Raw genomic sequence first — 26,322 nt, forward strand, 5'->3', positions numbered from 1 at the left:
GATTATATAGGTCATGATGAATTTATTTGACATTATTGCATAGGCATTGCAATAATTTCTTTAATTTGAAGGTCAAAGAAATTATTCATATTAGCTGCTTTTAATACCACTGCCGCGTCTGCACCCCATCCAGTTCCTCCAACAGCAATTATTTCTTCATCCACTGGAATTAGACCAGCATCTGCAGCCATAATAGATATTTCCACACATACTTTAATTCCCTGGCCGAATAATCGGAGGGTAGCAGCGATTACCTCCACATGAGTTATTCCGCCGAATTTATTGGAAATTCCCCTGCCAACCCCGCTTAGTGCATGAGATCCTGCATATAAAGTTATATCATTTTCTTTTAGTTTTTGTGAGTATTCTGGAGTTATTTCAAGCTTTCCTTTTTCTTTAAAGCCTGCATGATGAGTTATACTGATTATGTTAACATTTTCAATTGCTTCACGTAACTTTAAAGCAGTTTTTCCAGATACAGATGCAACTACAATATTTTTTATATTTAATTCTTCCTTCCTCTGCTTTACAAGTTCTATAACTTTATCCGTATTTTCTGCACCTTTATTTTCAAAATAGTTAATAGTTTTTTCCATTTAATCACCAGATGAATTTTTCAGGCCTTAATTACCTGTTTTAATATATATTTTAAGATATATAACAACTTTTATATAAATGGCGAAACAATAAATTAAAGACTTTATGTAAGTTTAAGCATGAAATCAATTTTATTTTAAAACATTAATTCACAAAAAGGTGACCAGATGAAAGCATTTAACTTTATCACGCCAAATAGAAATTCTAAACCACGTGAAAATGGAATAACGATGATGTTAGATAAGGGAATGGGCTTAAACGCTGTTTACGACCTGTTAGAAGTGTCTGGGGAATTTGTTGATCTTGCAAAGTTTGGATGGGGCACTTCAGCACTCCACGATAGGGATCTTATCAGGAACAAGGCTGAAATGTATTTATCATATGATGTGATACCTTATCCTGGTGGAACTCTTTTTGAACTTGCATATTTAAAAAACAGGTTTGATGAATTTTTAAATGAAGCAGACAGGTTAGGGTTTAAAGCCATTGAAATATCCGACGGTTCCATAAATATACCTCTTGATGATAGAAGAGAGGCAATTTCTAAAGCCAAAGATCAGGGTTTTCTGGTTATTTCAGAGGTTGGAAAAAAGGATCCAGATGAAGACCGTAAACTGGATTTCGATAATCGGGTTGACCTTATTCATTTTGATATAGATGCTGGAGCAGATATGGTGCTTATTGAAGCACGTGAAGGTGGAAAAGATATTGGTATTTACGATGAATACGGGAATGTTAAAGAAGATGAACTTGAAGCACTGGCCAGAACAGATAGGAACAAATTGATCTGGGAATCTCCTCTTAAGAATCAGCAGACTTACTTAATCTTAAAATTTGGAGCAAATGTAAATCTGGGTAATATAGCACCAGATGAAGTAACTGCTCTTGAAACGATGAGAAGAGGGCTTAGAGGAGATACTTTAGGAAAGGTGGAACTTAAATGATAAAATAGCTAACCATTCTCAAGGTTATGACAAGTAAGAGGATAAAAAACCTGTTAAAAAAGTATAGTCAAATTTAACAATTTCTTAGATGTTAATTATTTTTATACTTTAATAAATTCTGAACAAGTGGATTTTATAGTTGAACTTCGTTATAGTCCCATATGACGAAGTTGACAAAATTCATAGAATTGAGAGGTTTTGAAAGTTAAAGTTTACAATTAAAATAATTTAGCAAATGAAGATCTATATATGACTAAACCGGGATTTATTCATATTTGAGCTGGCATTTCAGCTTACCTCCACATTCACACTCATCCGAGAAATCATCAGGGGATTCACTGCACTGCAACCTGCCAGGAATAATAAGAATGCATTTTCTGTAGCTGGAAAATTAAGGTAAGGGTTTTTACAAGGGCTGAAAACAAGATTTATAGGGTTAATGGGATAAACCGAACGAGAACCTCCTTTGGTAGCATAAGCCAGAAAACCTCTTTTGTTTAATGGTGGAAATGTGGGAATCATCCTAAAAGGAGTGTAAAGACCACTTCCAGTTGGAGAATCTCTGGAAGAGAATACTTCGTCATCACTGAAACTCCCTGAATTATAGAATAAATCTGTTCGGGCATTATTTAGTTTAGAAAAGAATGTTTCTGTTTCCTGGCTTTCCCATTCCAAATTTTTTAATTCAATAAAAAATTCTTCGAGATCCTCTTTGAAAATATTCACTATTCCAAATTTATCTGGATTAAAAATTATAATCTCGTCAATCCCTGAAAAATAAAGTTTATACAAGTCTACTTGATTTAATTTTCGCAATAAACTTATAAAATATCTTAACTCCAGAAACTTGTATAGAAAAAAGAAATCAGGGAAATTAATCAAGTTTTTTTTGTTAAAAGGATATATTATAGGGTTATCCAGAATTTTATGGGCCCTTGAAATTAAATTAACCTTAAATATTAGTTCTTTCGAAAATTTCCCCCCTAATTTAAGAAATTGATAATTGTTATCTATAGTCTGTTTATTAAATATAGAATCATAAATGCCGGACTCTTTAAACTGAATTAATTCCATAATTAAGACATTTAATTCATCTTTATATTCTGATTCCATTAGAGATGACTTAATTTTTGTAATATAATATTCATACGGTATCAAGGACTCTAAATCATTAGGCAACATAATTAATACTATTTTAGCATTTTACATTATAATCCGAGGCTGTCTATTATAATATTGTTTATGATTTCATAAAATTTTTTTGATTTTTCTTTTCTTTAGGTTAGCTTATGGGAGTTTTAATTGTTTTAACAGGTGATTTACCACCTCCAATTATAGGTTTGATTACAGGAGGATTCACAGGTTCTGATGGATTAACTGGAATAACATTTATGGGATTTACAGGAGGATTCACAGGTTCTGGAAGGTTAACTGGTGTTGGAGGAGTGTACGGAGGATTAACAGGTGTTGATGAAGATGGTTCAGGGACCATCCCCCTTCCACTAAATTGCTGGCAAATGAATCAAAAAACTATGTAATTCCAGTTTATAAATCCCGGAAATTTAATTTCCCTTATTTCTCATTTCTTCAAGCTTTTCAGAAATTTCTTTACTTGTAATTCCCTGTTTTTCCTTAACTTCAACTTCTGGCTCTTCGCCTTTTATCAGGTTATAAACTGTTAAAGCTATTACTCCACTGACAAACAGGATAAACAATCTTTCAATTGGATGCTCGCTTGGGGAAAACCCGGGCCAGTAATTTTGAACAACAATTCCAATCAAAACAATTATTCCAATAAAAGTTAAAAATCCAATAATTCCTGCAATAACTTTCCTCAAATTCATAACAATCACATCAACTTACTAATATCAGTATTTAAAAGTTTCAAATAAGTTTTATTCGCCCTAATAACATCAAAAGCATTAATCTTGTTTCTTCCTTCTAATACTGCACTGCAACCAGATAAAAGCAAAATAAAAGCTTTTTCTGTGACTCTGAAAGTTGATGATGGTCCTCCTGGCCCTTTCCATTTATTATGCATTAACATAAATCTAATCCCATAGATATGATCAAAAAGTTTTTTAGCTTTTTTATCCTGCCATTTAACCTTCCCAAGTTTTTTAAAGAATTCAGCTGTGGGTTGGGGTGTTTTTTGGTTTGAATCGAAATTTTCTAGCATTAAAAGAATTCGTGTGGCCATGGGACCATGAAAAATGTTTTTTCTATCATCTAGATTCAATTTTCTTCCTAAAGTAACATGATAGATGCCTGCAATAAAACTATAAATCACTAGAAAATGTTTAATACTGATTAAAGGTGCTAAGGGAATGTTTAATGGAAATTTACTAAGACTTCCTAATGCAAGTTCCTCTAACAAAGAATATTTATCTTTATCCCTATCTATTTCCACATCTGGACTCAAAAGATCATCAAAAGACAAAAAAACAAGCTTTTCGTAAATTTCATTCTCTTGCAACGCTAATATCTCATCCACAACTTCTTTTAACTCTTCAACATCATTAAACTCATCTAATACTTTTTCTGCAACCTTTTCTGTTGGTTCTGCCCTTAAAAACATTTTATTACACCCACATGTTCTATTTTTTTACCATGGCCATCGAATCTTACTTTTAACCCAGTTTACAGCTGAAGATGCTGCTTTTTTAACAGTGTTAACAGCTTTGTTGGTAGCTGTTTTAGCTTTTGTAGCTACTTTCTTGGCAGTGTTAACTGCTTTTTTGGCAGTTCTTTTCACGGTGTTCACGGCTTTGGTAACAACTTTATTTACAGCCTTCTTAGCTGTATTTACAGCTTTTTTAACTACTTTTTTGGCAGTGTTAACAGTTTTGTTTACCACTTTCTTGGCAGTAGTAACAATTTGTTTGGTTGTGTTAACTGCTTTTTTGGCAGCTGTTTTAACATTTGTGACCACTTTATTTACAGCTTTCTTCACCGTGGTCACAGCTTTAGGGATCAGTTGCTTAACTGTGGTATTAATCTTATTAACTATATTTCCCACACTCTTCACAGTATTTACAGCTCCATTAACAAATTTTTTGGAGGAATCTATTAAATAATTCAGATTTCTGTTTAAAAAACCTCCAACTTCGCCATAAATATTCCCTATCTTCCTAACTGGATCAGGACTAACCAAAAGATCACCAAAGTCGCCTAAGCCCCTCCTAAACTGAAAATTGCTGAAAGCAGTCGCAGCAGCAATTAACTTCTCATTACCAGTTAACTTAGCTAAACCTTTAAAAATATCTGCAAGCCAACCAACAGGATTCGGTAGAAGAACATTACCAATCCACGAGATAGCATTCTTCAAATATTCCGGGTTATTTAATTTTAGTTTCCGGGCTAAATCACTCAGAAAATTCCCAATTTTGTTTATTATAATATTATCAGCTAAATTTAACCCTATTTTTAACCCTGCTTTGCTCAGTATTCTGGATAATGCTTTGCCTGCTACTGATACTATTCTGCCAATTGGTATAATTGATAATAGAAGAAGCAGGAAGCCTCCAATCGATAAATCACCATTTTCATCAATTCCAAATCCCCAGTAAAGTAAGGTTTTAATGTTCTGTCCACCCCATATTTTATCCAGGTTACTGTAACCATGGATATGGTAGAAGTTAGCGTCAAAGAAATCCCAGATATTACCAGTTCGCCAGGCTTTTTGACCGGCTTGCCCAAGCTTATCCCAGGTATAAAAAATGTGGGAGAAAGGATTCATAGGATGGTTCAAAATCCCTGCAAACCAGCCATATAAAGAACCCTTATTATTAATTTTCCAGGCTTCATCATTATATTTAAACAATCCAAACGAAGGATTACCCTTACCTTTTAGATAGGGTGCAAGAGGGCCGTAAATCGAAAAATTATTGAAACTATAAGTCCCCGGCTTAACACCAGAACCAGAAGCTTTAACACCCAGATCTAAAAATCCAGGAACTTTACCACCCTTTTTAACAGAATTGTTAGTATTTATACTTTTAAAATATGATTTAAAGGTGTTTATAGGAGTTTTAATTGTTTTAAAAGGTGATTTACCACCTACAATTATAGGTTTGATTACAGGAGGATTCACAGGTTCTGGAAGGTTAACTGGTGTTGGAGGAGTGTACGGAGGATTAACAGGTGTTGGTGGATTTACTGGTGTTGGAGGAGTGTAGGGCGGATTTGCTGGTGTTGATGAAGATGGTTCAGATCCACGGACAAAAACATCACCCTCACCATTAGTATCATTTGCAACCAGGTTGTCTGCCCATGAACTGAATGCCACAGCAGTGCCATCAGCATTTATTGATGGCCCACCACTATTACCATTTCCTAAATCCCCTGTCCTGGAGATGCTCACCACTCGGGTTGTTTTTGAGATTCGGTCATAAACTAAAACCTGTGAAACAAAATAGGAATAATCTGGAGGTAGATCAACTCCCATGGGTGCGCCAGCAGGCCTAATATCCTGTAAGCTGAACGCTATATAGCGGCCATCACCACTAATAGAAGGCTCCCCACAATCAACATTAAACTCTTCTCCACTGCTTAAAACACTCACACGTTCCGTAATGCCTGATAATTGATCATGGACAAAAACATCATCCCTATAGTTATTATCACCCCAAACCAGGTTATTAGCATATGAAGAAAAAGCTATGTAACGTCCGTTTGCGCTTATTGAAGGTTTAGAACTGTAACCATTCCCTTCGTCTCCATTAGTTGAGATACTCACTCTTTTAATGGTGTTTAAAGTCTGATCATAAACAAAAATATCATCAACACCATTATTATCGCCTGTAACAAGATTATTTGCACCCGAAGAAAAAGCCACATAACGTCCATCAGTGCTTATTGATGGTTGAAAGCTGTCACCATTTGCTTCTCTGCCTGTACTGGAGATGCTAACTCTCTTAATGGTTTTTAAGACTCTATCATAAACAAAAATATCATGAAAGCCATTATTATCGTCTGACACAAGATTACCTGCATGCTGGGAATTTGAACTTCTCTCTGTATTGAAGAACTCAAATCGGGCCTCACCTGAACTGAAAGCCACATAACGACCATCACCACTAATAGAAGGACTAGAACTATCACCATTACCCTGTTCACCCGCACTGGAAACACTAACACGTTCTGTAATGTTTAAAAGCAGGTCACGCACAAAAACATCAGAAACACCATTAGTATCTCCTGTAACTAAATTAGTGGCATAGGATGTAAAAGCCACATAACGACCATCACTACTAATAGAAGGCTGACTACTATCACTATTACCCTGTTCACCCGTACTGGAAACACTAACCAGAGTTGTAGTGTTTAAAAGCCTGTCACGAACAAACACATCTTTATGACCATTAATATCACCCGCCACAAGATTACTTGCATAAGAGCTAAAAGCTATATAACGACCATCACTGCTAATAGAAGGTTCATAGCTATAACCATTAGACCCACTTCCATTAATAGCAACACTAACACAGATCGTGGTGTTATTGGCCGCTGCAACACTCCCACAAAAAGCCAATAAAAAAATAAATGCAAATGATAGTAATATAACCTTTTCCAAGATTTACACACCCTTGTATAAAAATTACGGGTATAATTTCAAATCTACCTTCATATAACTATAAAATATGACGATTTCAACAAATCCAAATTCTAATTTATATTCTAAACATATACACTATATTATTATATTATTATAATGTGAAATTCTGGATATTAATACATATAAAGATTACTATTTTAATTTGATAGTTTAGAATCATATATGAAGATAAAAATAAGGTAGTTAACCTGATCAGAACGTCTTTATCAAGTTTGAAGATTATATGCTAATATTCTGGTTAATATAACGTAGTATTCATTATTTCAGGATTGATTTTGTTTAAAATGGATGTATTAGACTATTAATGCTATTCATTCAGATTTAGATCAGTTTTAGCTTTAATCAGGTGAATTTGGAAATTTTACAATATTTTTTATTTCCTGATACTCCCAAAAATATTAATTCCACAAAATATATACAAATAATAGAGGTTATATTATGTATTTAAATGGTGAAGCACGTTTTGGAAAAGGAAAAGAAGTTGCACATTTAGATCTTTTAATAGGAGACAAAGAAGGCCCTGTTGGCCATGCTTTTGCTAATGCTCTTGCACAGCAGATGGATAAACACACCCCTCTTTTTGCAATTATAGCTCCCAATCTTGTGGCCAAGCCAATAACTTTAATTGTCCCCAAGGCTTCGCTTAGAGGAAGAAAGGATATTATGAAGGTTTATGGTCCTGCACAAAAAGCACTTGCCACTGCAGTTGTAGATTGTGTTTATGATGAAACCATTCCCGAAAATAAAGCTGAAGAAATCTGTATAGTATGCGGCGTTTTTATCCATCCTGATTCAAAAGAAAGCGATAAAATTTATATAAATAACTATGAAGCTGCAAAATTAGCTATAAAAAGAGCATTTACTGAAGAACCTTCAATTGACGAAATTTTAACTGAAAGAAACTCTGTTGTTCATCCTTTTTACAAAGAACCTTAATAGCTTAAAAAAAAGAATTTAATAAGTAATTTAAGCATTGATTGATTTAATTGAGAGATATCCAAGTAAAAACTAATCGCATTTTTTACTTGGATATCCACATATTGCCCCTACAGCCCTTACCCCCACAGCGTCTTTGAGTATTTTACCGCCTGCAGTTGGTGGATTAACTGTTACTTCACTCCCATACTCTTTTTTAAGGAGGTCTACTCTTTCTTTTTTAAGAATATCCGCACTTGCTTTTTCCATCCTTTCTTCCTTATCTGTTACCCATATCTGTGAACTTTTTTCTTCTTCACTATACTCTTTCATTTCACGACGTTTTTCTTCCATGGTTATCACCCCATTAATTACCGGTTAAAATTAATTATACCTGGTATTATGGATTTATTTGGCAATTTGAAGGATAGCAATGACGTAATTTAAATATTTTTATTGTTTATCCCATAAATTAAAGGATATATTAACTTCTTATTTTGAAGTTCAAATTATAAATAATTTACTACTATTTATATAATAAATATTATTTTCATGTTGATTATAAAAATTTACTATTCATTCATTTAAAAATGAAAATACTTGAATAATAATCTACATAAAAAATAGTAAAGAAAAAGGTGGATAAAATGATAGAAAAACTGGAAGTTAGCTTAATCAACGAAAATGTTCATAATTTCAAAAGAGGAGAATTTGGAGTTGAAAAAATCCAAGTTGATGAAGATAAGGGCTTAATTGAAATAACATATGAACCTAAAGAAGATGGTGTTAAACATGTGATTATTCCGCTTCAAAACATTGAAAAATTGGATTATACAGAGAAAGTAGCTGAAAAAGTAGAAATTAAAGGAGAAAAGAAGTAAGATTTAGTAAAATTTGTAATATATTAACTATTAATTTCCCCTCTTTTTTTGGGCATCGCAGTTTATGTGTCTTTTTGCAGTTTTAAGAATGATTTTGCATTAATAATCTCATTTTTAAGAGATCCAGTCTTCATAGTATCCTAAAATATTAATTGTCAAATTTATTCAGGTATTTCTCCTCACTCCCTAAATTTTAATTATAATAGTGTCTAAGGAATTACTGGCCATCCAGTATCTCTTTGGGTGCTCCACAAATTCTGACAAGATATTCTGCTTCCATAAAATGTAGTTTACAGGGTATAATTAAACAATGGAGTGGCCCACCGAAATCTTCACCTATGAGTGTTTTTATTTTATCAGCACGGACTACTGGCTTATCTGAACCAGCACGAGCAACTATAACAGCCAGAGAATCTTCAGATAAAACATTTTCCCTCCTATCTTCTTCAACCTTTAAAAGATATTCTAATCCTTCGTTAGCAGTCATGTAACGATTTTCATCAGCTTTTATATCCAGAAGGACCAGCGTGTGAGCATCTAATTTTATATTTGATTTTATTGCAAGATATGGGGAATGAGGAAAGTAATTTTCTTCAGGGAAAGGAATAGTAGTAACCTTACCAAACTTATAAGCTTGAAGGCCAGCAAGGCCAGGTGCTGCTGATAGGATGGACGATGAATGGATTACTGTGGTTTCAATGTTAATTTTTTTTGCCTCAATCATCATATCTGCATGTGTGGTGGCAATTAAGGGATCTCCTGCAACTAAAAAAGCAACATCTTTTTCCATGGCAGCCTTTAACGGTATATTGTATTCTTCAACCTCTTCTCTTGTTAAAACTCTAATTTCTTTACTTATTATTTCTTCAACAGCAGATAATGTTGTCCCGAAAAGATTTGCAGTGTAAAACTCGGCATAAACATCGTCAACTTTTTTAAGGGCTTCAATTCCCTTTAAAGATATATCTTTTTCATCATAAAGACCTAAACCAATAAAATAGAACATTGTATCACCAGATAATTAAGAATATTATCACAATAATTATATTTTAATCCTGATAATATTTAGTTATATTTAGTTTTGGAAGGTTTATGAGGAGAATTATGTTTGGTCTAAAAGTCAATAAAAATATTGCAAATGACGTGCGTAAAATATTATTAAAACACTCTATTATTAATCTTGAAGCTAAAATAAAGCGTGAAAATGATTTTGTTATAATTCCACTTACAAAAAAACCAGAAAAAAATTTATTAACACATTTTGGGGAAAATATTGAACTTATTGAAACAACATTTGAAATTCAAAAAAAAGTTCCTCGAAGCCTTAAAGACTACTTGAAAGGCAGAATTGATACTCAAAAAATCGATGAAATTAGAGGTTCATTTGATATTATTGGGAATATTGTAATTTTGGAGATTCCAGAAGATTTAGAAGGCTTTAAAGATTTAATTGGTGAAGCTGCACTTAAATTCACCAAAAGAAAAACAGTTTTTAGAAAGAAAAGCGAAATTAAGGGAATTATAAGAACAAGGGAACTGGAACATCTTGCTGGAGAAGATATATCTGAGACAATTCATCAAGAATTTGGATGCAGATTAATGCTCGACATTAAGAAAGTATATTTCAGCCCAAGATTGGCCACTGAGCGAAAAAGAGTCGCTGATAGTGTAAAAAACGGTGAAATAATAGTTGATATGTTTGCTGGAGTTGGCCCTTTTCCAATACTCATTGCAAAAAACCATGATGTGAAGATTTATGCAATTGACATAAATCCTGAAGCTTACAGGTACATGCAGAAAAATATTGAGCTTAATAAAGTTCAAGATAAGGTAATTCCAATCTTAGGGGATGTAAGAGAAGTTTTAAGTGATAAAAACATTAAAGCCGATCGTATAATAATGAATTTGCCAGGTACTGCCTTTGAATTTCTGGATTCTGCAATAAATTCCATTAAAGATGGTGGAGTTATTCACTATTACGAATTTTCTGAAGATTTCAAAAAGCCAGTTGAAAGGATTAAAAAGGCTGCTTATCCCAGAAAAGTTGAAATCTTGAATAAAAGAAAAGTACGGTCAAAAAGTCCGGGTAAATGGCATGTTGGAATTGATGCAATGATTTTTTAACTATATGCTGTGCTTAAACATCACCGTACTAAACCTGAGAAACATTTATTATTTTTAAAATATATATTATTATCCTGTGATTGAACTAATATTTGCATTTACAGGCCACAAGAGACGTCATTTATTTTTCATAGAGAGGAACTTTGTTAAAAAGAGGATATGTAATGAGTTGAAATAAAAATGGCAAAAAATAAAACCAAAATTATTGCAAAACCAGGGAAACAGGAAATTTTCATTGAAAGAGAGTTTGATGCGCCGCGTGAGCTTGTATTTAAAGCATTTGTAGATCCAGAGCTTTATGTACAATGGATTGGGCCGCGAGGACTTACCACGACGCTTGAGAAATTTGAACCAGTGAGCGGAGGCTCCTGGCGGTTTATCCAAAAGGACCCTGAAGGCAATGAATTTGCATTCCATGGAGTGAACCATGAAGTTCTGGAGCCAGAAAGAATTATTTTTACCTTCGAATTTGAAGGCCTACCTGAGAGTGGACATGTCCTTCTTGAAACAGCAAGATTTGAAGAACTACCTGGTAACAGGACGAAGCTAACAGATCAATCTGTCTTCCAGTCGGTGGAGGATCGGGACGGCATGATGCAATCAGGGATGGAAGAAGGGGTAAATGATTCATATGAACGTCTTGATGAACTTTTGGAAAAGATGAAGTAAAATTTGAATAAAATGGGAGGTATTTATGAAATATAGTAATGATCAAGCCATGCAGCAACCTAAAATGCCCGGATCCGAGCTCAAACTATTGGATGTGTTTATTGGTAAGTGGATTACCCAGGGACATACCATAGCCAGCGTTAACACACCATCTGTAAAAATGAATGCTATTGATATTTACGAATGGGCGCCAGGAGGATTTTTTATCCTTCACACAGCATACAGTCAAATAGGGAACCTTGCTGCAGGTGGTATTGAGGTTATTGGCTACGATTCAGCAAATAAAAAGTATTTTACACACTATTTTGACGGTCAGGGCAATCTTGTTATCTCAGATTTGACCCTACAAAATGATATCTGGACATGGGAAGGAGATTGGGCAGGAGAAGGACACCGTGACACAGTGGAATTCAGTGAGGGAGGTAATATCATGGTGTCTCACCATTATCGGTCAGACGACGGTGCGAACTGGATGCCATCCATGGATGTGACTTTGACCAAAGTTGGTGAAGTATTTTAGGAAAATTAAATTCAGGAGTTAAAAAATTGCAGAAAGTAACTTCAAAAGACGGTACTACCATCGCATTCGATAGATTGGGTGCAGGATCTGCTGTCATCCTCATAGCTGGAGGAGAAATAATATGACTAAATATGCAGCGTTACTGCGTGGGATTGGTCCTTCCAATCCCAATATGCGTAATGAGAAATTTTCAGCGTAGTTAATTTAACGAGGACAAAAACGCCTGATCTAATGCGCTGGCTGGAAAAAGAATTCGGCAAGGAAATAACAACCAGGACCTGGAAAACGGTTGGTAGAATCCTTAAAAGGATGGATGAATAGTTTTGAATTTTTATTTCCTCTCTAAGATGATGTACTTTAGAAGTAATTTGAAAGGAGTGATTTAAAATGCAAAAGATCATACCATTTTTATGGTTTGAAGATAGTAAAGCTCTGGAGGCAGCTAATCTCTATACCTCCATCTTTAAAAATTCGAAAATACTGAATACCGTGCGATACGGAGAAGCCGGACCCGGTCCGGCAGGATCGGTTATGTGGGTGACCTTCCAGCTCGAAGGACAGGAATTTCACGCATTAAATGGTAATCCACAGTTCAAGTTTACAGAAGCCATATCGTTGTTTGTAAACTGCGATACCCAGGAAGAGGTGGATGAGTTGTGGGAGAAGCTTTCTGAGGGAGGAATGGAACTGGGACCAGGCTGGGTTAAGGATAAATTTGGCCTGGCCTGGCAGATCGTGCCCACCATTTTAGGAGAGTATCTAAACGATCCGGATGAGGAAAAATCCCAGAGAGTAATGCAGGCCATGATGCAGATGAATAAACTGGATATAGAGAAGTTAAAGCAGGCTTATGAGGGAATATAGTCAATTTAAAGATATTTCAATGAAATGGTGTGATTTTATGGAAAAACTACATTTCTCAATAGTTATAGATGCGTCTAAACAAAAAGTATGGGAAGTAATGCTTGGGGAGGACACGTACCCCTTGTGGACTGATGTGTTTATGCCCGGTTCATATTTCGAGGGTGATTGGAGTGAGGGAAGTAAGATGCTTTTCATTGCGCCTGATGAATCGGGTAAAATTTCCGGGTCGGTGTTTCGGATAAAAGAAAATCGGCCGTACGAATTCGTCTCAATGGAAAACATTGGTATGGTGCAAGATGGGAAAGAAGATACTACAAGCAAAGAGGCGACGGTATACGCTGGTGCGCTTGAAAACTACACCTTTAAAGAGATGGATGGTAAGACTGAAGTGCTGATAGATTTAACTCCAGTAATAGATATACCAGATGATTATAAGGAAATATACCAAGATATGTGGCGTAAGGCCCTGCAAAAGCTCAAAAAATTGGTGGAAAAATAAAAGGAGGAAAATTTTATGGAAAAAATGCAATTTTCAATCGTTATAAATGCACCTAAAGAAAAGGTCTGGAAGACCATGCTGAATAAGGATACCTATGAAAAATGGACAGACGTTTTCATGCCTGGTTCAACCTACGACGGTGACTGGAGCGAGGGAAGTAAGATACTTTTCCTCGCACCAGATAAGTCGGGTAAAATGTCTGGAATGGTAAGCCGAATAAAGGAGAATCGTAAATACGAATATGTCTCCATTGAACATGTTGGTATTGTGTATAATGGCGAAGAGGATACATCAAGCCAGGAAGCCAAAGAATGGGCCGGATCACTTGAAAATTACACATTCAGGGATGTGGATGGTAAAACTGAACTGCAAGTAGATCTGTCTTCAGATGTTGTAAACCAGGAAATGATAGAGATGTCCGAGAAAATCTGGCCTAAAGCTCTACAAAAGCTCAAAGAATTGGTGGAAAAGTCATAAAACAACCAGATATATGCCTTCAAACGTAGATGAAAGTTAGGTACAGTGGTGAAATCTAAATGAAAAAAGGAGAGGTATTACATATCACTCCTGAAAATTTACACACGAATCCTGCTTTTACCAATGTCGTTACAGTAACCGGGCATGTGAAGACTATATATATTGGAGGACAGGGTGCTGTGGATACTTCCGGTAAAATTGTAGGGAAAGGAGATATCAAACAACAGGTCTATCAGGTATTTGAAAATATACAAGAAGCTCTGAAGATCGATGAGGCTGGATTGGAGCATATAATCAAGTGGAACGTGTACGTTGTTGAAGGCCAATCGTTGGAGGTAGGCTTTGAAGCATTCCGGGAGGTTTGGGGTAACCCACCAAATCCACCGGCCATCACCACGGTGTTCGTCTCTGGACTGGCTAACCCTGATTTCCTGGTGGAAATGGATGCAATAGCTGTTTTACCCCTGAATCCAATTGATTAACAAATTTTCCCCTGATATCTTATTCAGATTATCTAAATGCATTAGATATGAATATAAGAGGTGATGAAATGACTATGAGTCCTGAATCACGTAGATTAGCCGGTATTCTGTTGATACTTATACCTGCTGTTGCCTGGGGAGGTGCCAGCATACTGACATTTTTAATCAGTGACCCTCAGTATATGCAAAATGCACTCCGCCGGGATCTCTGGCGAGCAGGCCATGCCCATGCCGGAGTTCTTCTTATTCTATCTCTGGTTGCCCTGCTTTATGTGGATAAAGCTAATCTGTCGAAAAGAGCTAAGAAAGTGGCTAGAAGTGCTGTACCTATTGCAGCTATTTTAATGCCTTCAGGATTTTTTCTTTCAGTTTTAACTCCAGATGCAACCTCTCCCAACGCATTAATTTATCTGACCTATCTTGGCGGTGTTTCGTTGGTGATAGGTGTTTTACTGCTGGGTGTGGGATTGATCAGAAAACCATCTGAAGCTGGATGAAAAAATAGGAGGATGATATATGACTAAAAAGATTGAAAGTGTAACGATCGGCATTGCAGTCAAGGACGTTAAAGAGGCTACCAAGTGGTACAAGGCTTTGCTTGGCGATGTTGAAATAATGGAGCCCGATCCAGGCACCATCGAGCTAAAGTTGACAGATAATGTATGGCTACAGCTTGATGATACTGGCTACCTTGAGGTTGACGGCGGGTCAACAATTATTCGCTTCCAAACAGACGACATAGAGTCTGCCCATAAGCTGGCAAAAAGAATTACTCCTGACGTAGAGGATATTATAGTGGTTGAAGGTGTCATAAAATACTTTGATTTCAAAGACCCTGCGGGTAATCGACTGTCATATGTTCAGCTACTGTAGAACTGTGTAAAAGTGGATTATACTAAGGAAGTAAGATAAATGGCAGCGAATAAAACGCAAACCATTATCTGGCAAGCATTGTCCTGGCCAGGTATGGGGGTTTACAGACACACGGTCGATGGCGATATTTATGGCCATGGATTGGCGGTGGGTAAAACAGACCAGAATATTCCATTTGCTGTAGAGTATCATGTGGCATTGACAACTGATTGGAGAATCAAGGAGTATCTATCAAATCATTGTTGGATGAAAGAGAGATTAAGCTCGTGCATAAGGATCAAGAGCGGTATGATGACAAGGGCCAGCTCAACTGAAAGACTTTTCATGGTGGTCAGGACTCACCATTAGAGATGCAAGAGACGCCCTCAACTTAATTAAATCAAAATTAAATCAATCAACTCATGATGGCAAGACATATTGGTTTTTTGACTATATAAAGGTAAAAACACCAAAGTCGCCATCTGCATTATTATTATCAATTTATGATGAATACACAATTGCTTATAAAGACAGGGGAGATATCAGTGAAGCGCGAGATATTGAAAGAATGATTTCAATGGGTAATGCTTTAAATGCAGTTATTATTTTAGATGGTAAAGTGGCAGGCACCTGGAATAAATCTTTGAAGAGAAATAGAGTTGAAATCAGGCTAAATCCTTTTCGTAAATTCAGCAAAGATGAGCAAGAAGCAGTAGAATCAGAGGTTAATCGATATAGTGAGTTTGTGGGAATTTCTGCAGTCTTGATTTAATAAATTATCAAGATAGGTGGATATAAGCAATAAAATTAGTATTGTGGCTTTTAGACTTTGATATGGAATAAAATTAAATTGAAAGAGAAAATAAGGGGGAATTTTAATAAAAAGTGAAGGTAATTACGCATCCGTGAACGGAATGAAAATGTATTATGAAGTCTCCGGCAAGGGCGATCCACTGATCGTATTGCACGGTGCTTATATGAACATAATATCAATGGGAGAAATAATCCCCCAGCTCGCCAGGACCCACAATGTCTATGCGCTCGAATTCCAGGGCCATGGTCGGACCACTGACATTGACCGCCCCATCACCTATCCGAACCTGGCAGACGATGTAGCTGCTTTTATGGACGCTGTAGGTCTTAAGAACGCTGATGTATTCGGTTATTCTGTGGGTGCTGAGGTCGGATTGCAACTCGCCATCCACTACCCAGAGAAGGTGAGCAGACTTATCGCAGCCTCAGTCGCCTACGATCTTGAAGGTTGGCAGCCGGCGTACAAGGCAGCTATCCCTCAAATGACCGTTGAGATGATTGTCAATATGCCATTCGCTGAAGACTATCGTAAGCTTGCCCCCAATCCCAATGGTTTTCGTGCACTTGTGGAGAAGATGATAGCTCTCGAAAAGGAACCGATGGCGTGGGAAGAAGATGTTAAAAAATTGAAAACCCCGGTGCTGATCATCGCTGGTGATGCTGATGTAGCAACACTCGAACATACGATAGCTATGTTTCGGTTGCTTGGTGGTGGTGTTATGGGTGATATGGACAAGCCATTGTCGGATTCACGTCTTGCTATTATGCCGGCAACATCGCATACGGCTGTCATTACTCAGACCGATCTTTTAACTGCTTTCATTCAACCTTTTCTGAAAGGAAAAACGCCAAAAGGATTTTTTGAATAGACTATAAAAGGCAGATATTATACAAACATAACAATAAATTACTAATCTCTTTTTTAGGAGATGAAATACTATTATTTTAGCTGTTGCAATCTTTTTAACTCTTATTGGTAATTATTTTAGCATATATCTACAAAACAAGCTCGATTGTTGCACCACTTGAATTTCCATCATTCGGCATTAAAAATATAAATGAAGATCGTAAAACAATCTCGCAATCACTTTTTAAAGATATAGACGTTTTATTATTGCCCGCCACTACTGATGTAACACCAAGCATTGAAAAAGGCACATCAGGAAGGCCACAGGCACTTTCAGCCGACAATACATTCTTTTGTAATTACTATGGACTGCCAGCAATAAACATACCCTGTGGGTTTAGTAAAAAGGGCTTACCCGTAGATTTACAAATCGTTAAGCCGAGACGGGTGAAAACAAAGTTTTATAGTACTGCATCAAAAAGTAGTTATGCTTCTATAAACGAATTAAATATGTATTACGATTCATGGTACTGGTGAGCTGCGAGTACTGATTCATGACGCATTTGGTCTATCTAACTTTGGGGGTATTTGTAACTGATGCAGGGCTTAAAATGGTAAAGAGAGGTGAGTGGAGAAAATGGGAAAAGAAATAGCCCGAATATGTGGTGAAGGAAAAGTTGTGATAAAAGACTCTAATTCATATTTTCTCCCCACATCTGTGGTGCGGGGATTTGAAAAAATGTTAGAGGGTAAACATCCCTTATTTGTAACTGAAGCGGTTATGAGGATATGTGGAATATGCCATGCTGCTCATGCAATTGCTTCTTGTAAGGCCTTTGAAAATGCGCTGGACATTTATCCTCCAAGGAACGGGTTAATGGGTAGAGAAGCTATAGGACTGCTAAACAGAATCCAGAGCCACTTGATACACAATCTCTTAATTCTTGAGGATTTAGTAAAGAAGAGAATAAATGAGGATGTGACAATTCTAATATTAGATGTCCTGAAAATTGTAAATAAAATGCTGCATGAGCTTGCTGGTGCATCAACACACCCAAATAAGTTAGTTATAGGAGGTATAGGAAAAAACTGGAGCGAAAAAATTATTGAAATAAATAGAGAAAGACTGAAAGGGGCAGAAAAGTTGTATCATGAACTAAAGAGGATTGAGTCAGACGAGGTTCTGTGGACAGAAAAGGCGTTAAAATCAAAAGATGTTGAAGTGGATTTTAACTACCTTGCCTCCCACCCATTTTACGGAGATATATCTACAATTGACATCCAAAAAATAAGTGTAGAGCCTTACAGTAAAATCTTCGAAGATGAATCTGCAAGGACTTCATCATCCATGGCCGCATTGTATGGGGGAGAACCTGTTGAGGTTGGGCCCAGAGCAAGGCTACGAACCTATAGGGATTTTTCAAATAGAAGCATGATTGGGCTGCAGATTGCTAGATTTGAGGAAATAAGCTCTGCATTTAATAGAATAGATAAGGTTTTTCAGGAGATAGACCCCACCACCCCCTTTAAGATAGAGAGATTTATATTTAAAAAAGGATATGGTGCTGGAGTATATGAGGCGCCCAGAGGGATTCTAATTCATAAGGTCTGGTTGGATAAGGAGGGAAGAGTTGAAAAATATAATATCGTTGTTCCAACCATGTTCAATCTTCCTTTAATAAATAAAATGGGGAGTGAATTTGGAATAAGACTGTTCGATCCGTATATAACATGTGCTTCACATTAGGTGATGATATATGGGTAAATTAGATATATCCCATATTGATATTGGAGGATGCGAAGGGTGTTCAATTTCTGTGTACATGGCTTTGATTAAAACCAAAAATATCAATTTTTACAGTAAATTCCGGGGAAATTTTGTCCTGAAAGATGAGGGAATTGCCATAGTAAGTGGGTCAATATGTATGGACACTCAAGAAAAGGTGGAGTTACTTAAAGAAATACGAATGAAAAGCAGTGTATTGGTTGCATTTGGTTCATGTTCTGCTCTTGGAGGTATAACAAGATATTGTAAGGGAGGTCAGCAACCAAAACCAGATCATATGACTTTTAGACGGATTAATAAGATTGTGGACGTTGATTATGCAGTACCGGGATGTCCGCCTCCACCACAGTTTTTAATACAGTTCATTAACCTGTTTGTTTCGGGAAAACAATCAAAATTTATTCAGATTTTCAGATCAATAGCAGAAATTAAGAAATTAAGCGGTTTAGATTTAATAGATAACATAGTTTTACAAAATATATGTATAGGTTGTGGTGCATGTGTTCTTTCATGTCCCACTGATGCCCTGCGCATTATAGAGGGGATGCCAGACCTGATTCTTGAAAAATGTATAAGATGTGGAATATGTTATGTTAGATGCCCGATAGGTAACAAATTGCTGTTAAGAGGGTGTTTGAAGTGATACTTGAACAGTACATGAACAAACCTTTAGACGAGTATATAAATGTGTACGTGGTTGAACCTGGGGAAAAATATGGTGGCGTAATTACAGCGTGTCTATGCTACCTCCTGAACAAGGGTTTTATAGATGGAGTTGTCTCTACAGAAAGAGAAGGGATAAAAGGGAAGATAGTAACTGCAAAAACTGAACAGGAAATAATATCTTCTTCTGGCAGTGTATGGCACGTGGTGCCCTATACTTTAAAGATGAGAGAAACTATTGAAAATGAAGGCCTATACAAACTGGCAATTGTCGGTCTTCCATGTCAGATAGATTTTCTAAGGCAGATGAAAATATTCCCCCTGACCGAAGCCTGCTTTGGCCAGAGACTAAATTTCTTAATTTCCCTATTCTGCTACGGAACTTTTGCCAGGGAAAGCGTGCTTAATTACATAAATGAAAAATATGATATCGAACCCTTGTCGATCAGGGAGATAAAAATCACAGATAAATATTTACACGTAATCGGAAAAAAGCAGGTGGAGATTCCGATAGAAAATCTTTCTAAATATTTACATGGTGGCTGTTTATTCTGTCCAGATTATACAGGTTCAGCTTCTGATTTATCAGTTGGAATTGTTGAAAAGAAAACCATTGTAATTGTAAGAACCAAAGAAATGGATGACCTGATTAAAGATGCTGCTGTCCTTGGCTACATAAGTATTCATGAAGCCGATGAAAAAATTATTGATAAGATACGAAGAAAAGCAGTGCAAAAAATAAATAGGGCAAGATCATCAGCAATTTAAGAATAACTGAAAGTAATCTGCAGCCAGAAATCATTTGCAAAAAGTAATTCATTAACCTTTAGCAACACCCTCCAGGTAGAGCTCATACCTGGGCCTGAAAAGCTCAAACTCTTTAGCTGTTTTTATAGCAATATCATATAGGAGATCCTCATCTTTAAAGTGCAGTACCTTACCCTCCCTTAAAACCCTCTTTCTTATATACAGGGGCAGATCCTGGAACACCTGGACATCCAGACCTTCCCTTTGAGAGTATTTGATTCTCTTATCAAAACCCTCTGATACTTTATCAGGAAACATAACCATACACAAATCAACATCTCCAGCAACCTCACCTCTTGCGTAACTGCCAAAGAGTATAAGTGCCAAAATATCCCGGTCCTTTTTGATTTTTTCTTTAAAGCTTTCAAGGATCATGTCCATGTTTTTCATTCCAGTTCCCCTTTTTTAAAAGTATTATTTGATAATTCAACTTCAATTTCATCTAATTTTCCCTAAAAACTCCAGAACCTCCATTTTGAAATCCTGAAAATCCTCAAGTTTTTTGCTTAGAATTTCAAAAACTTTATCATCTTCTATCTTTGAGTAACCATGAACAAGGATGTTCCTAAAACCTTTCATTTCCTTTAGTTTTTCCACCAGTGAAGGGTCCAGCACATTTTCCTTTAACTTTTCAAGGAAATCTTCCTCAACAGACGGTAATCCTAATCGTAATTCCTTTACTAACATGGCACAGATATCCATTACCGCCTCGATTGTTATCTGAAGAAGCCTTTCAATCGCCCTCTTTTTTTCAATACTGGCTTTGTAGCTTTCAAAAGAATCTGGGATAATCTCCTGGAGTTCTTTAAGATATTGCTCCATTTCATCCATCTTTGCATAAATCCTTTCTTTATCCATGAGATTCTCCCTGTTTAAAGCTGTAAAAACCCTAATTTTTTGAACTTACACACTTTTTTATCTGGATTTATCTGTATAATATATTATTTTTTTCCAATAAAATTTATTGACATGCACCCTTTTATACATCTCTAAGGATCTCTAAGATTTTTACAATGGTTTGTATTTGTTTCTAAAATTATGGCAATTTGTTTAATCTTAGATATGACATTATTATAGCTTTGGGGCTCTCTTTTTTTCAGTTTATTTATAATATCTTGAAAAGATGGATCAAAGGCAATTTTATACATTTAAATCAGAAAAGAAAATAGGAGTTTTATTCTTTTAGGAATAGATCGTCAATATTTTTAATGATGATTGGTTTTTTTATTTGCTTTTTCAATCCGTTTAATCTTTTTTATATATTCTGGATTGAGTTCGGGCTCAATTTCAGCCTTCTTTTTTATGATAGAAACTTTTTTTCTTTCTTCTTTCTTTATATTTATATGGCTGTGCATAAATTCATCAAGCCTCCAAATTAAGTTGTTTTATTTTATATGGATTCTACTATAAAAAGAGTTTAGGTTGGTTTGATCGAACTAACCACCGATGGCGTTAAAAAATGAAAAGTTACTTTTAAGAATATGAAAATTTCATGCTAAAATTAAAATCTAATGTAGATGCATGACATTGTTTGCAAGTTTTGATATTGTATCTATGAGTGAAGTCCTAAACTACCTGGAAAGGAGCAGGCAGAGTAGCTGAAGTAGTTATTCCAAATGTAGCCATACTTTTTAAGGTCAAAACTAATTTTTTTGGATTTATGGGTGTTTTTTTCAAAAAATCTATGAGCATTTCCCAGGTAATTACAGTTTCAGAAAGTGCTTTCCTGAAATATCCAAGAAACTCTTGATTATCCTCAGGGCATGCTAAACATGGAACTTGTTGAGCTAATGCAAATTGGAGTGCATTATATATCTTATTTGTTCCACACTCAGGACAAATCTCAAACATATTCTTCAAAGACGTGTTAGCATTTGAGTCCCTTACCAAAAGACTAAGTTTATCTTCAGACATAAATCTCCACTCCTTTATTTTATTCTATAATTTTTCTGTTTTATAGAATAATGAAAGGAGTAATTCTCCTTCTTTAGTTAATTTTCCATCCTTAAATAATCCGAGTTTTTCTATATATGGGTCAGTTGACTCTTTTTGAAGAATTTGACGTCCTAAAGTTGAATTTTTAAAGATCATTATATCTTCGATAGAAGCGCTTTTTACAAACTCTTCTCGCGAAATCTTACCATCCTTCAAAAATATGATTCTTTTTGTTCTTTTTGCTACTTCAGGATCATGTGTAACCACAATAAAAGTGGTTTTCTGTTCTTGATTGATTTTTTTCATTAGTTCCATAATCTCTACAGTTGTATTAGAGTCTAATTGTCCAGTAGGTTCATCTGCCAATACTAAAACAGGATCATTCACTAAAGCCCTGGCTATTGCCACTCTCTGCCGTTCCCCTCCTGAAAGCTGTGAGGAATATGATGCATTCTATTTCCAAGCCCCCCAAGATTCAATAGCTCTGCAGCTTTGGCCCGTCGTTTGGATATTGGCAACAATCCATGTAAAGGAAGTTCTACATTTTCCAGTGCAGTAAGATAACTTATGAGATTATGAAATTGAAAAATAAACCCTACTTTTTTTGATCTGAAGTTATCCATGTCTTTAATGGACGATAAGCTTTCACCATCGATGATAATATCCCCTGATGTGAAAAAATCCAGTGCTCCAATTAATGTTAGAAGTGTGGTTTTCCCTGAACCAGAAGGACCCATAATAGAGACAAATTCACCTTGATCAATCTTAAGATTAACTCCATTTACTGCAATTACTTCACCAAACTGTTTAGTTAAATTAGTAGTTTTAAGGAACATATTATCCTCTCCTATTCCCTGGATAATGCTTCCATAGGACTCATTTTTGAAGCGCGCCATGCAGGATAAAATCCACCTAAAACACCGACAATTATAGCAATTAAGAAGATTAATATCACTAAATCTGCAGTGATAGGTAGAGCTATAGGAAGTTCAGCTGCATGAACCAGCACATTTACCACACCGATTGCAAGCACGATGCCTAAAACACCTCCGATGATGCTGATAATGAGAGCTTCTTTAAGAACCATGGATATTATCTTTTTCTTTTTCCATCCAATCGCTCTTAATACTCCAATTTCTCGTGTTCTCTCCATTACAGACATTACCATGGTGTTCATAACTACCATACTGCTTACAACAATAGCAATCAAAGCTATCAAAGATGAGCCACCTTGAATTATTTGAACATCTTGCTGTTGGGCTGCCACTTCTGGACCTTTAAGAGTTATAAGTTGTGGAAACCTGTTCTCTATCCGGGATCTGATATCACCAAGCTGGTTAAGATCTTCAACCTTCACACTTAACATGGAAGCTTCGTTTTCCATACCAAAAATGTATTGAGCTTCATTTAATGGAATAACTCCCCCACCATCATGGATAGGATTTCCTGTTTCGTATATTCCAACAATTTCAAAGGAGGAATCATGTATATGCACAGTATCCCCTACATTCAATCCTTCTCCAGCAGACATAGTTCTCCCTATTATGATTTTGCCCTTATCATTGGGTTGCAGTGTTCTTCCGTTAGTTATGTTGAATTGTTTAATAGCGTGCTCGTTAGGATTTGCTCCGATGATAATGACAAATGGTCTGTCTTTCAGACGGGTTAATGAAAATGTCATTGCAGAAACACTGTAAACACCGTTAATATTTTCTATATCATTTTTTGTAGCTATATCCACTCTACTTATTATGAGGTCAGGTGCATCTCGATCCAATATAACAAAATCATCTCCTCCAGTTATCTGCTGAAATTGAGTTACCATACCATTCGCCAGCATTAAAAGAGATGTTACCAGCATGATACCAATAATAATGCTTAGAATTGTTAATCCACTTCTTAATTTTCTTCTAAAGACACTTTTAAGAGTCATTCCAAAAATGTGCTCTTTAATATCCATATAGGATCAGCCCCCTATTTTTTATTATCATTCTAATTTAAAGTGTTATTATTTCCTTAATATCCTGACAGGGCTTTGGTCCAGGTTTCATGAATCTTTGATTTATCATATCCCATAACTAGCTGCATTGCTATGTCAGTATAAAGTGCTGTTATGAGCCTAGCAAGAATATTTGTGTCAATGTCATCCCTAATTATCCCTTTTCTTTGTATTCAGAAACCACTCTTGACATTCGATCACCACATACATACTATTTAATTTTAATAATTTAAAACTAACTTTTAGTAAGTCTATTAATTTTAAGTTTAACTAAATATCAGAAATAGTTGAAAAAAAATGCTTGAAATTTTGTTAAAAACTTAAAATGGCTTAAAAATAAAGAATTATTTTAGCTAAATGCTAAATAAGATATTAAATAGAATAGTATCGTTAACAGCCAGTTTACCATCCTTTTTCAAAACATGGTTCATCTTCGTAAATTACAGATAATCTGTCAGCAGCTTTTATTATTTTCTTTCGTTCTGATTCAATGCCTTCCTGCAAAAAATCAGGTATATTATCTATTATAGGGAATTTAAATCACAATTTAAGCATTTCAGGTAACTATTAACTTCTTTTAAATCTCCTTTACAATAGAGGCATGTAAAAATGCCATTGAATCACAGTTAGATTCTTTATTAGGATAATTTCTATTAATGATTTTAGCTGTTGAATTTCTAAATTTATGGGGTAAGCCTTCTCCTATCCCTCGGAAATAAAACAGTTTCCCTGATATTTTTAGCTCCTGTAATACACATTGTGAACCTTTCAGCCCCTAATCCCCATCCAGCATGTGGTGGCATTCCATATTCAAATGCTGCAAGGTATCTTTCAAATGATGCCGGGTTTAAGCCCTGTTTTTTAATTCTCTCCACTAAAAGATCATGTTTATGCACCCTTTGAGCGCCTGAAGATATTTCAATGTCTTTGTACATCAGGTCAAATGCACAGCTCTTTACAGGGTCTTCATCGTCTGGCATTACATAGAATGGCTTTATATCTGTCGGCCATCCAGTTATAAAATAATAATTATCCATATGTTCGCCTATTACCTTTTCAGCCGCCCTTGATAAGTCTTCACCGTGCCTCATGTTAACTTCCTTTGAATTTACAATATCTACAACGTCGTCGTAATCAATTCTATCAAAAGGAATGTCTGGAATTTCTAAATCCACTCCAAGAAGCTTTAATTCATCTTCACAGTAATTAGCAACATCTCCAAGGACTGTGTGTACCATCCCTTCAAGTATTTTCATTACATCTTCCTGATCACAGAATGATGCTTCAATATCAATGGAAATAACCTCATTTAAGTGTCTGAGGGTATCATGCTCTTCTGCTCTAAATATTGGAGCAATTTCGTATACTTTATCAAGTCCTGTGGCCATCATCATCTGTTTATAGAGCTGAGGGCTCTGCCCAAGGAAAGCTTCCCTTTCAAAGTAGGTTATTGGGAAAAGTTCTGTCCCACCTTCAGTAGCTGATCCAACAAGCTTTGGAGTGTTTATCTCTATAAATTCTCCTTCTTCAAGGAATAATCTCACTGAGTGGAGCATTCTGCTTTTTATCTTGAATATTGCATTTACAGACGCCCTTCTAAGATCAATATATCTTGAATCAAGACGCGTGTCAATTTCTGCTCTTACTTTTTCTGTTGTATCCAGTGGAAGGGGTAATTTTGATTCGTTCAGTAATTTCAGTTCGTTTGGAATGATTTCGTATCCGCCAGGAGCTTTTGCTGACTCCTGAACCATTCCTTTAACTGCGATTACTGATTCTTTCCTTAAGCTCCTTATTTCTTCAAGTAATTCCTTTGATATTTTCTTACTTGGTGCTGTAATCTGGATTGTTCCATCTCTGTCTCTTAAAAGGAGAAAAATAATTCCTCCAAGGTCTCTTATTTCATGAATCCATCCCATAACTTTGATCTCTTCTCCACTAATTTCTGGATTTATTCTCTTTGAGTAATGAGTTCTTCTCCAATTTTCCAATGAATCTGTCAATTAATTCACCTCTAAAATAAGTTAAGCA

General features: G+C 35.8%; 35 protein-coding genes. 20 read left to right on the forward strand and 15 right to left on the reverse strand.

Annotation, left to right across the window (positions count from 1 at the left end):
• Window positions 1–32: 32 nt before the first annotated feature.
• Entirely contained in the window at window positions 33–596 is a 564-nt protein-coding gene (locus PQ963_08160; protein MEN4029635.1) for a pyruvate kinase alpha/beta domain-containing protein, read from the reverse strand.
• A 168-nt stretch (window positions 597–764) separates the two neighbouring features.
• Between PQ963_08160 and comA the strand changes: the two genes are divergently transcribed.
• Window positions 765–1,541: a phosphosulfolactate synthase gene (comA, locus tag PQ963_08165; protein ID MEN4029636.1), complete on the forward strand. Its 777-nt coding sequence runs from the start codon at window positions 765–767 to the stop codon at window positions 1,539–1,541.
• A 288-nt stretch (window positions 1,542–1,829) separates the two neighbouring features.
• Here comA and PQ963_08170 read toward each other — a convergent pair whose 3' ends face one another.
• Window positions 1,830–2,333, reverse strand: coding sequence for a hypothetical protein (locus PQ963_08170; GenBank protein ID MEN4029637.1), 504 nt, complete (start codon window positions 2,331–2,333; stop codon window positions 1,830–1,832).
• 497 nt (window positions 2,334–2,830) lie between these two features.
• Between PQ963_08170 and PQ963_08175 the strand changes: the two genes are divergently transcribed.
• On the forward strand, window positions 2,831–3,079 hold the full coding sequence (locus tag PQ963_08175; GenBank protein ID MEN4029638.1) for a hypothetical protein: 249 nt from the start codon (window positions 2,831–2,833) through the stop codon (window positions 3,077–3,079).
• 24 nt (window positions 3,080–3,103) lie between these two features.
• On the opposite strand, the gene PQ963_08180 is transcribed toward PQ963_08175, so the two are convergent.
• From PQ963_08180 to PQ963_08190, 3 genes are read right to left on the reverse strand one after another with little or no spacing between them, the layout of a single operon-like run.
• Window positions 3,104–3,385, reverse strand: a complete 282-nt coding sequence (locus PQ963_08180; GenBank protein ID MEN4029639.1) for a hypothetical protein — start codon at window positions 3,383–3,385, stop codon at window positions 3,104–3,106.
• 5 nt (window positions 3,386–3,390) lie between these two features.
• Window positions 3,391–4,119, reverse strand: a complete 729-nt coding sequence (locus tag PQ963_08185; protein MEN4029640.1) for a hypothetical protein — start codon at window positions 4,117–4,119, stop codon at window positions 3,391–3,393.
• 27 nt (window positions 4,120–4,146) lie between these two features.
• Window positions 4,147–7,116 carry a hypothetical protein gene (locus PQ963_08190; GenBank protein ID MEN4029641.1) on the reverse strand — a complete coding sequence of 990 codons (2,970 nt, stop codon included), beginning with the start codon at window positions 7,114–7,116 and terminating at the stop codon, window positions 4,147–4,149.
• A gap of 480 nt (window positions 7,117–7,596) precedes the next feature.
• Here PQ963_08190 and fae point away from each other — a divergent pair, with 480 nt between their 5' ends.
• Entirely contained in the window at window positions 7,597–8,094 is a 498-nt protein-coding gene (gene fae, locus PQ963_08195; protein ID MEN4029642.1) for a formaldehyde-activating enzyme, read from the forward strand.
• A 72-nt stretch (window positions 8,095–8,166) separates the two neighbouring features.
• On the opposite strand, the gene PQ963_08200 is transcribed toward fae, so the two are convergent.
• On the reverse strand, window positions 8,167–8,427 hold the full coding sequence (locus tag PQ963_08200; protein ID MEN4029643.1) for a hypothetical protein: 261 nt from the start codon (window positions 8,425–8,427) through the stop codon (window positions 8,167–8,169).
• 293 nt (window positions 8,428–8,720) lie between these two features.
• Here PQ963_08200 and PQ963_08205 point away from each other — a divergent pair, with 293 nt between their 5' ends.
• Window positions 8,721–8,954: a hypothetical protein gene (locus PQ963_08205; protein ID MEN4029644.1), complete on the forward strand. Its 234-nt coding sequence runs from the start codon at window positions 8,721–8,723 to the stop codon at window positions 8,952–8,954.
• Window positions 8,955–9,171: 217 nt separating this feature from the next.
• Here PQ963_08205 and dph5 read toward each other — a convergent pair whose 3' ends face one another.
• The gene (gene dph5, locus PQ963_08210; GenBank protein MEN4029645.1) at window positions 9,172–9,960 is read right to left on the reverse strand and encodes a diphthine synthase; all 789 of its coding nucleotides are present in this window, start codon (window positions 9,958–9,960) and stop codon (window positions 9,172–9,174) included.
• A 98-nt stretch (window positions 9,961–10,058) separates the two neighbouring features.
• On the opposite strand from dph5, the gene PQ963_08215 reads away from it, so the two are divergent.
• The 16 genes from PQ963_08215 to PQ963_08290 all read left to right on the forward strand — a co-directional run bounded on the left by PQ963_08215 (window position 10,059) and on the right by PQ963_08290 (window position 20,318).
• Window positions 10,059–11,078 (forward strand): class I SAM-dependent methyltransferase family protein, encoded by a 1,020-nt coding sequence (locus tag PQ963_08215; GenBank protein ID MEN4029646.1) that lies wholly within the window; start codon window positions 10,059–10,061, stop codon window positions 11,076–11,078.
• 180 nt (window positions 11,079–11,258) lie between these two features.
• Window positions 11,259–11,747, forward strand: a complete 489-nt coding sequence (locus tag PQ963_08220; GenBank protein MEN4029647.1) for an SRPBCC family protein — start codon at window positions 11,259–11,261, stop codon at window positions 11,745–11,747.
• A gap of 49 nt (window positions 11,748–11,796) precedes the next feature.
• Complete coding sequence (locus tag PQ963_08225) at window positions 11,797–12,267, forward strand: DUF1579 family protein (protein ID MEN4029648.1); 471 nt, start codon at window positions 11,797–11,799, stop codon at window positions 12,265–12,267.
• A gap of 387 nt (window positions 12,268–12,654) precedes the next feature.
• Window positions 12,655–13,131, forward strand: a complete 477-nt coding sequence (locus PQ963_08230; GenBank protein ID MEN4029649.1) for a VOC family protein — start codon at window positions 12,655–12,657, stop codon at window positions 13,129–13,131.
• A 37-nt stretch (window positions 13,132–13,168) separates the two neighbouring features.
• Window positions 13,169–13,630, forward strand: coding sequence for an SRPBCC domain-containing protein (locus PQ963_08235; protein MEN4029650.1), 462 nt, complete (start codon window positions 13,169–13,171; stop codon window positions 13,628–13,630).
• A 15-nt stretch (window positions 13,631–13,645) separates the two neighbouring features.
• A complete protein-coding gene (locus PQ963_08240; protein ID MEN4029651.1) occupies window positions 13,646–14,107 on the forward strand; it encodes an SRPBCC domain-containing protein in 462 nt (153 codons plus the stop codon).
• 59 nt (window positions 14,108–14,166) lie between these two features.
• Window positions 14,167–14,589, forward strand: a complete 423-nt coding sequence (locus PQ963_08245) for a RidA family protein (protein MEN4029652.1) — start codon at window positions 14,167–14,169, stop codon at window positions 14,587–14,589.
• A gap of 68 nt (window positions 14,590–14,657) precedes the next feature.
• Window positions 14,658–15,086, forward strand: a complete 429-nt coding sequence (locus PQ963_08250) for a hypothetical protein (GenBank protein MEN4029653.1) — start codon at window positions 14,658–14,660, stop codon at window positions 15,084–15,086.
• A gap of 19 nt (window positions 15,087–15,105) precedes the next feature.
• A complete protein-coding gene (locus PQ963_08255) occupies window positions 15,106–15,462 on the forward strand; it encodes a VOC family protein (protein MEN4029654.1) in 357 nt (118 codons plus the stop codon).
• A 39-nt stretch (window positions 15,463–15,501) separates the two neighbouring features.
• A complete protein-coding gene (locus PQ963_08260) occupies window positions 15,502–15,810 on the forward strand; it encodes a hypothetical protein (GenBank protein ID MEN4029655.1) in 309 nt (102 codons plus the stop codon).
• Window positions 15,806–16,213: a crosslink repair DNA glycosylase YcaQ family protein gene (locus tag PQ963_08265; protein MEN4029656.1), complete on the forward strand. Its 408-nt coding sequence runs from the start codon at window positions 15,806–15,808 to the stop codon at window positions 16,211–16,213. The genes PQ963_08260 and PQ963_08265 overlap by 5 nt, the downstream gene beginning before the upstream one ends.
• Window positions 16,214–16,355: 142 nt before the next feature.
• Window positions 16,356–17,123, forward strand: a complete 768-nt coding sequence (locus PQ963_08270) for an alpha/beta hydrolase (GenBank protein ID MEN4029657.1) — start codon at window positions 16,356–16,358, stop codon at window positions 17,121–17,123.
• A 104-nt stretch (window positions 17,124–17,227) separates the two neighbouring features.
• Window positions 17,228–17,638, forward strand: a complete 411-nt coding sequence (locus PQ963_08275; GenBank protein ID MEN4029658.1) for an amidase family protein — start codon at window positions 17,228–17,230, stop codon at window positions 17,636–17,638.
• Between the two features lie 100 nt (window positions 17,639–17,738).
• Window positions 17,739–18,848, forward strand: a complete 1,110-nt coding sequence (locus PQ963_08280; GenBank protein ID MEN4029659.1) for a nickel-dependent hydrogenase large subunit — start codon at window positions 17,739–17,741, stop codon at window positions 18,846–18,848.
• 10 nt (window positions 18,849–18,858) lie between these two features.
• A complete protein-coding gene (locus PQ963_08285) occupies window positions 18,859–19,530 on the forward strand; it encodes a 4Fe-4S binding protein (protein MEN4029660.1) in 672 nt (223 codons plus the stop codon).
• On the forward strand, window positions 19,527–20,318 hold the full coding sequence (locus PQ963_08290; GenBank protein ID MEN4029661.1) for a Coenzyme F420 hydrogenase/dehydrogenase, beta subunit C-terminal domain: 792 nt from the start codon (window positions 19,527–19,529) through the stop codon (window positions 20,316–20,318). The genes PQ963_08285 and PQ963_08290 overlap by 4 nt, the downstream gene beginning before the upstream one ends.
• A 51-nt stretch (window positions 20,319–20,369) precedes the next feature.
• On the opposite strand, the gene PQ963_08295 is transcribed toward PQ963_08290, so the two are convergent.
• From PQ963_08295 to aspS, 8 genes are all read right to left on the reverse strand, one after another.
• Window positions 20,370–20,747, reverse strand: a complete 378-nt coding sequence (locus PQ963_08295; GenBank protein ID MEN4029662.1) for a nucleotidyltransferase domain-containing protein — start codon at window positions 20,745–20,747, stop codon at window positions 20,370–20,372.
• Between the two features lie 48 nt (window positions 20,748–20,795).
• On the reverse strand, window positions 20,796–21,215 hold the full coding sequence (locus PQ963_08300; GenBank protein ID MEN4029663.1) for a DUF86 domain-containing protein: 420 nt from the start codon (window positions 21,213–21,215) through the stop codon (window positions 20,796–20,798).
• 347 nt (window positions 21,216–21,562) lie between these two features.
• Window positions 21,563–21,712, reverse strand: a complete 150-nt coding sequence (locus tag PQ963_08305; protein MEN4029664.1) for a hypothetical protein — start codon at window positions 21,710–21,712, stop codon at window positions 21,563–21,565.
• Between the two features lie 211 nt (window positions 21,713–21,923).
• Window positions 21,924–22,271 (reverse strand): hypothetical protein, encoded by a 348-nt coding sequence (locus PQ963_08310; GenBank protein MEN4029665.1) that lies wholly within the window; start codon window positions 22,269–22,271, stop codon window positions 21,924–21,926.
• A 24-nt stretch (window positions 22,272–22,295) separates the two neighbouring features.
• Window positions 22,296–22,700 (reverse strand): hypothetical protein, encoded by a 405-nt coding sequence (locus tag PQ963_08315; GenBank protein ID MEN4029666.1) that lies wholly within the window; start codon window positions 22,698–22,700, stop codon window positions 22,296–22,298.
• Window positions 22,691–23,188 carry an ATP-binding cassette domain-containing protein gene (locus tag PQ963_08320; GenBank protein ID MEN4029667.1) on the reverse strand — a complete coding sequence of 166 codons (498 nt, stop codon included), beginning with the start codon at window positions 23,186–23,188 and terminating at the stop codon, window positions 22,691–22,693. Before PQ963_08320 ends, PQ963_08315 begins: the two co-directional genes overlap by 10 nt.
• A complete protein-coding gene (locus PQ963_08325) occupies window positions 23,140–24,252 on the reverse strand; it encodes an FtsX-like permease family protein (protein MEN4029668.1) in 1,113 nt (370 codons plus the stop codon). The genes PQ963_08320 and PQ963_08325 overlap by 49 nt, the downstream gene beginning before the upstream one ends.
• Before the next feature lie 722 nt (window positions 24,253–24,974).
• Window positions 24,975–26,294: an aspartate--tRNA(Asn) ligase gene (gene aspS / locus PQ963_08330; protein MEN4029669.1), complete on the reverse strand. Its 1,320-nt coding sequence runs from the start codon at window positions 26,292–26,294 to the stop codon at window positions 24,975–24,977.
• Between the last annotated feature and the right edge of the window lie 28 nt (window positions 26,295–26,322).

This window comes from Methanobacterium sp., from assembly GCA_039666455.1.
Classification (GTDB): domain Archaea; phylum Methanobacteriota; class Methanobacteria; order Methanobacteriales; family Methanobacteriaceae; genus Methanobacterium_D.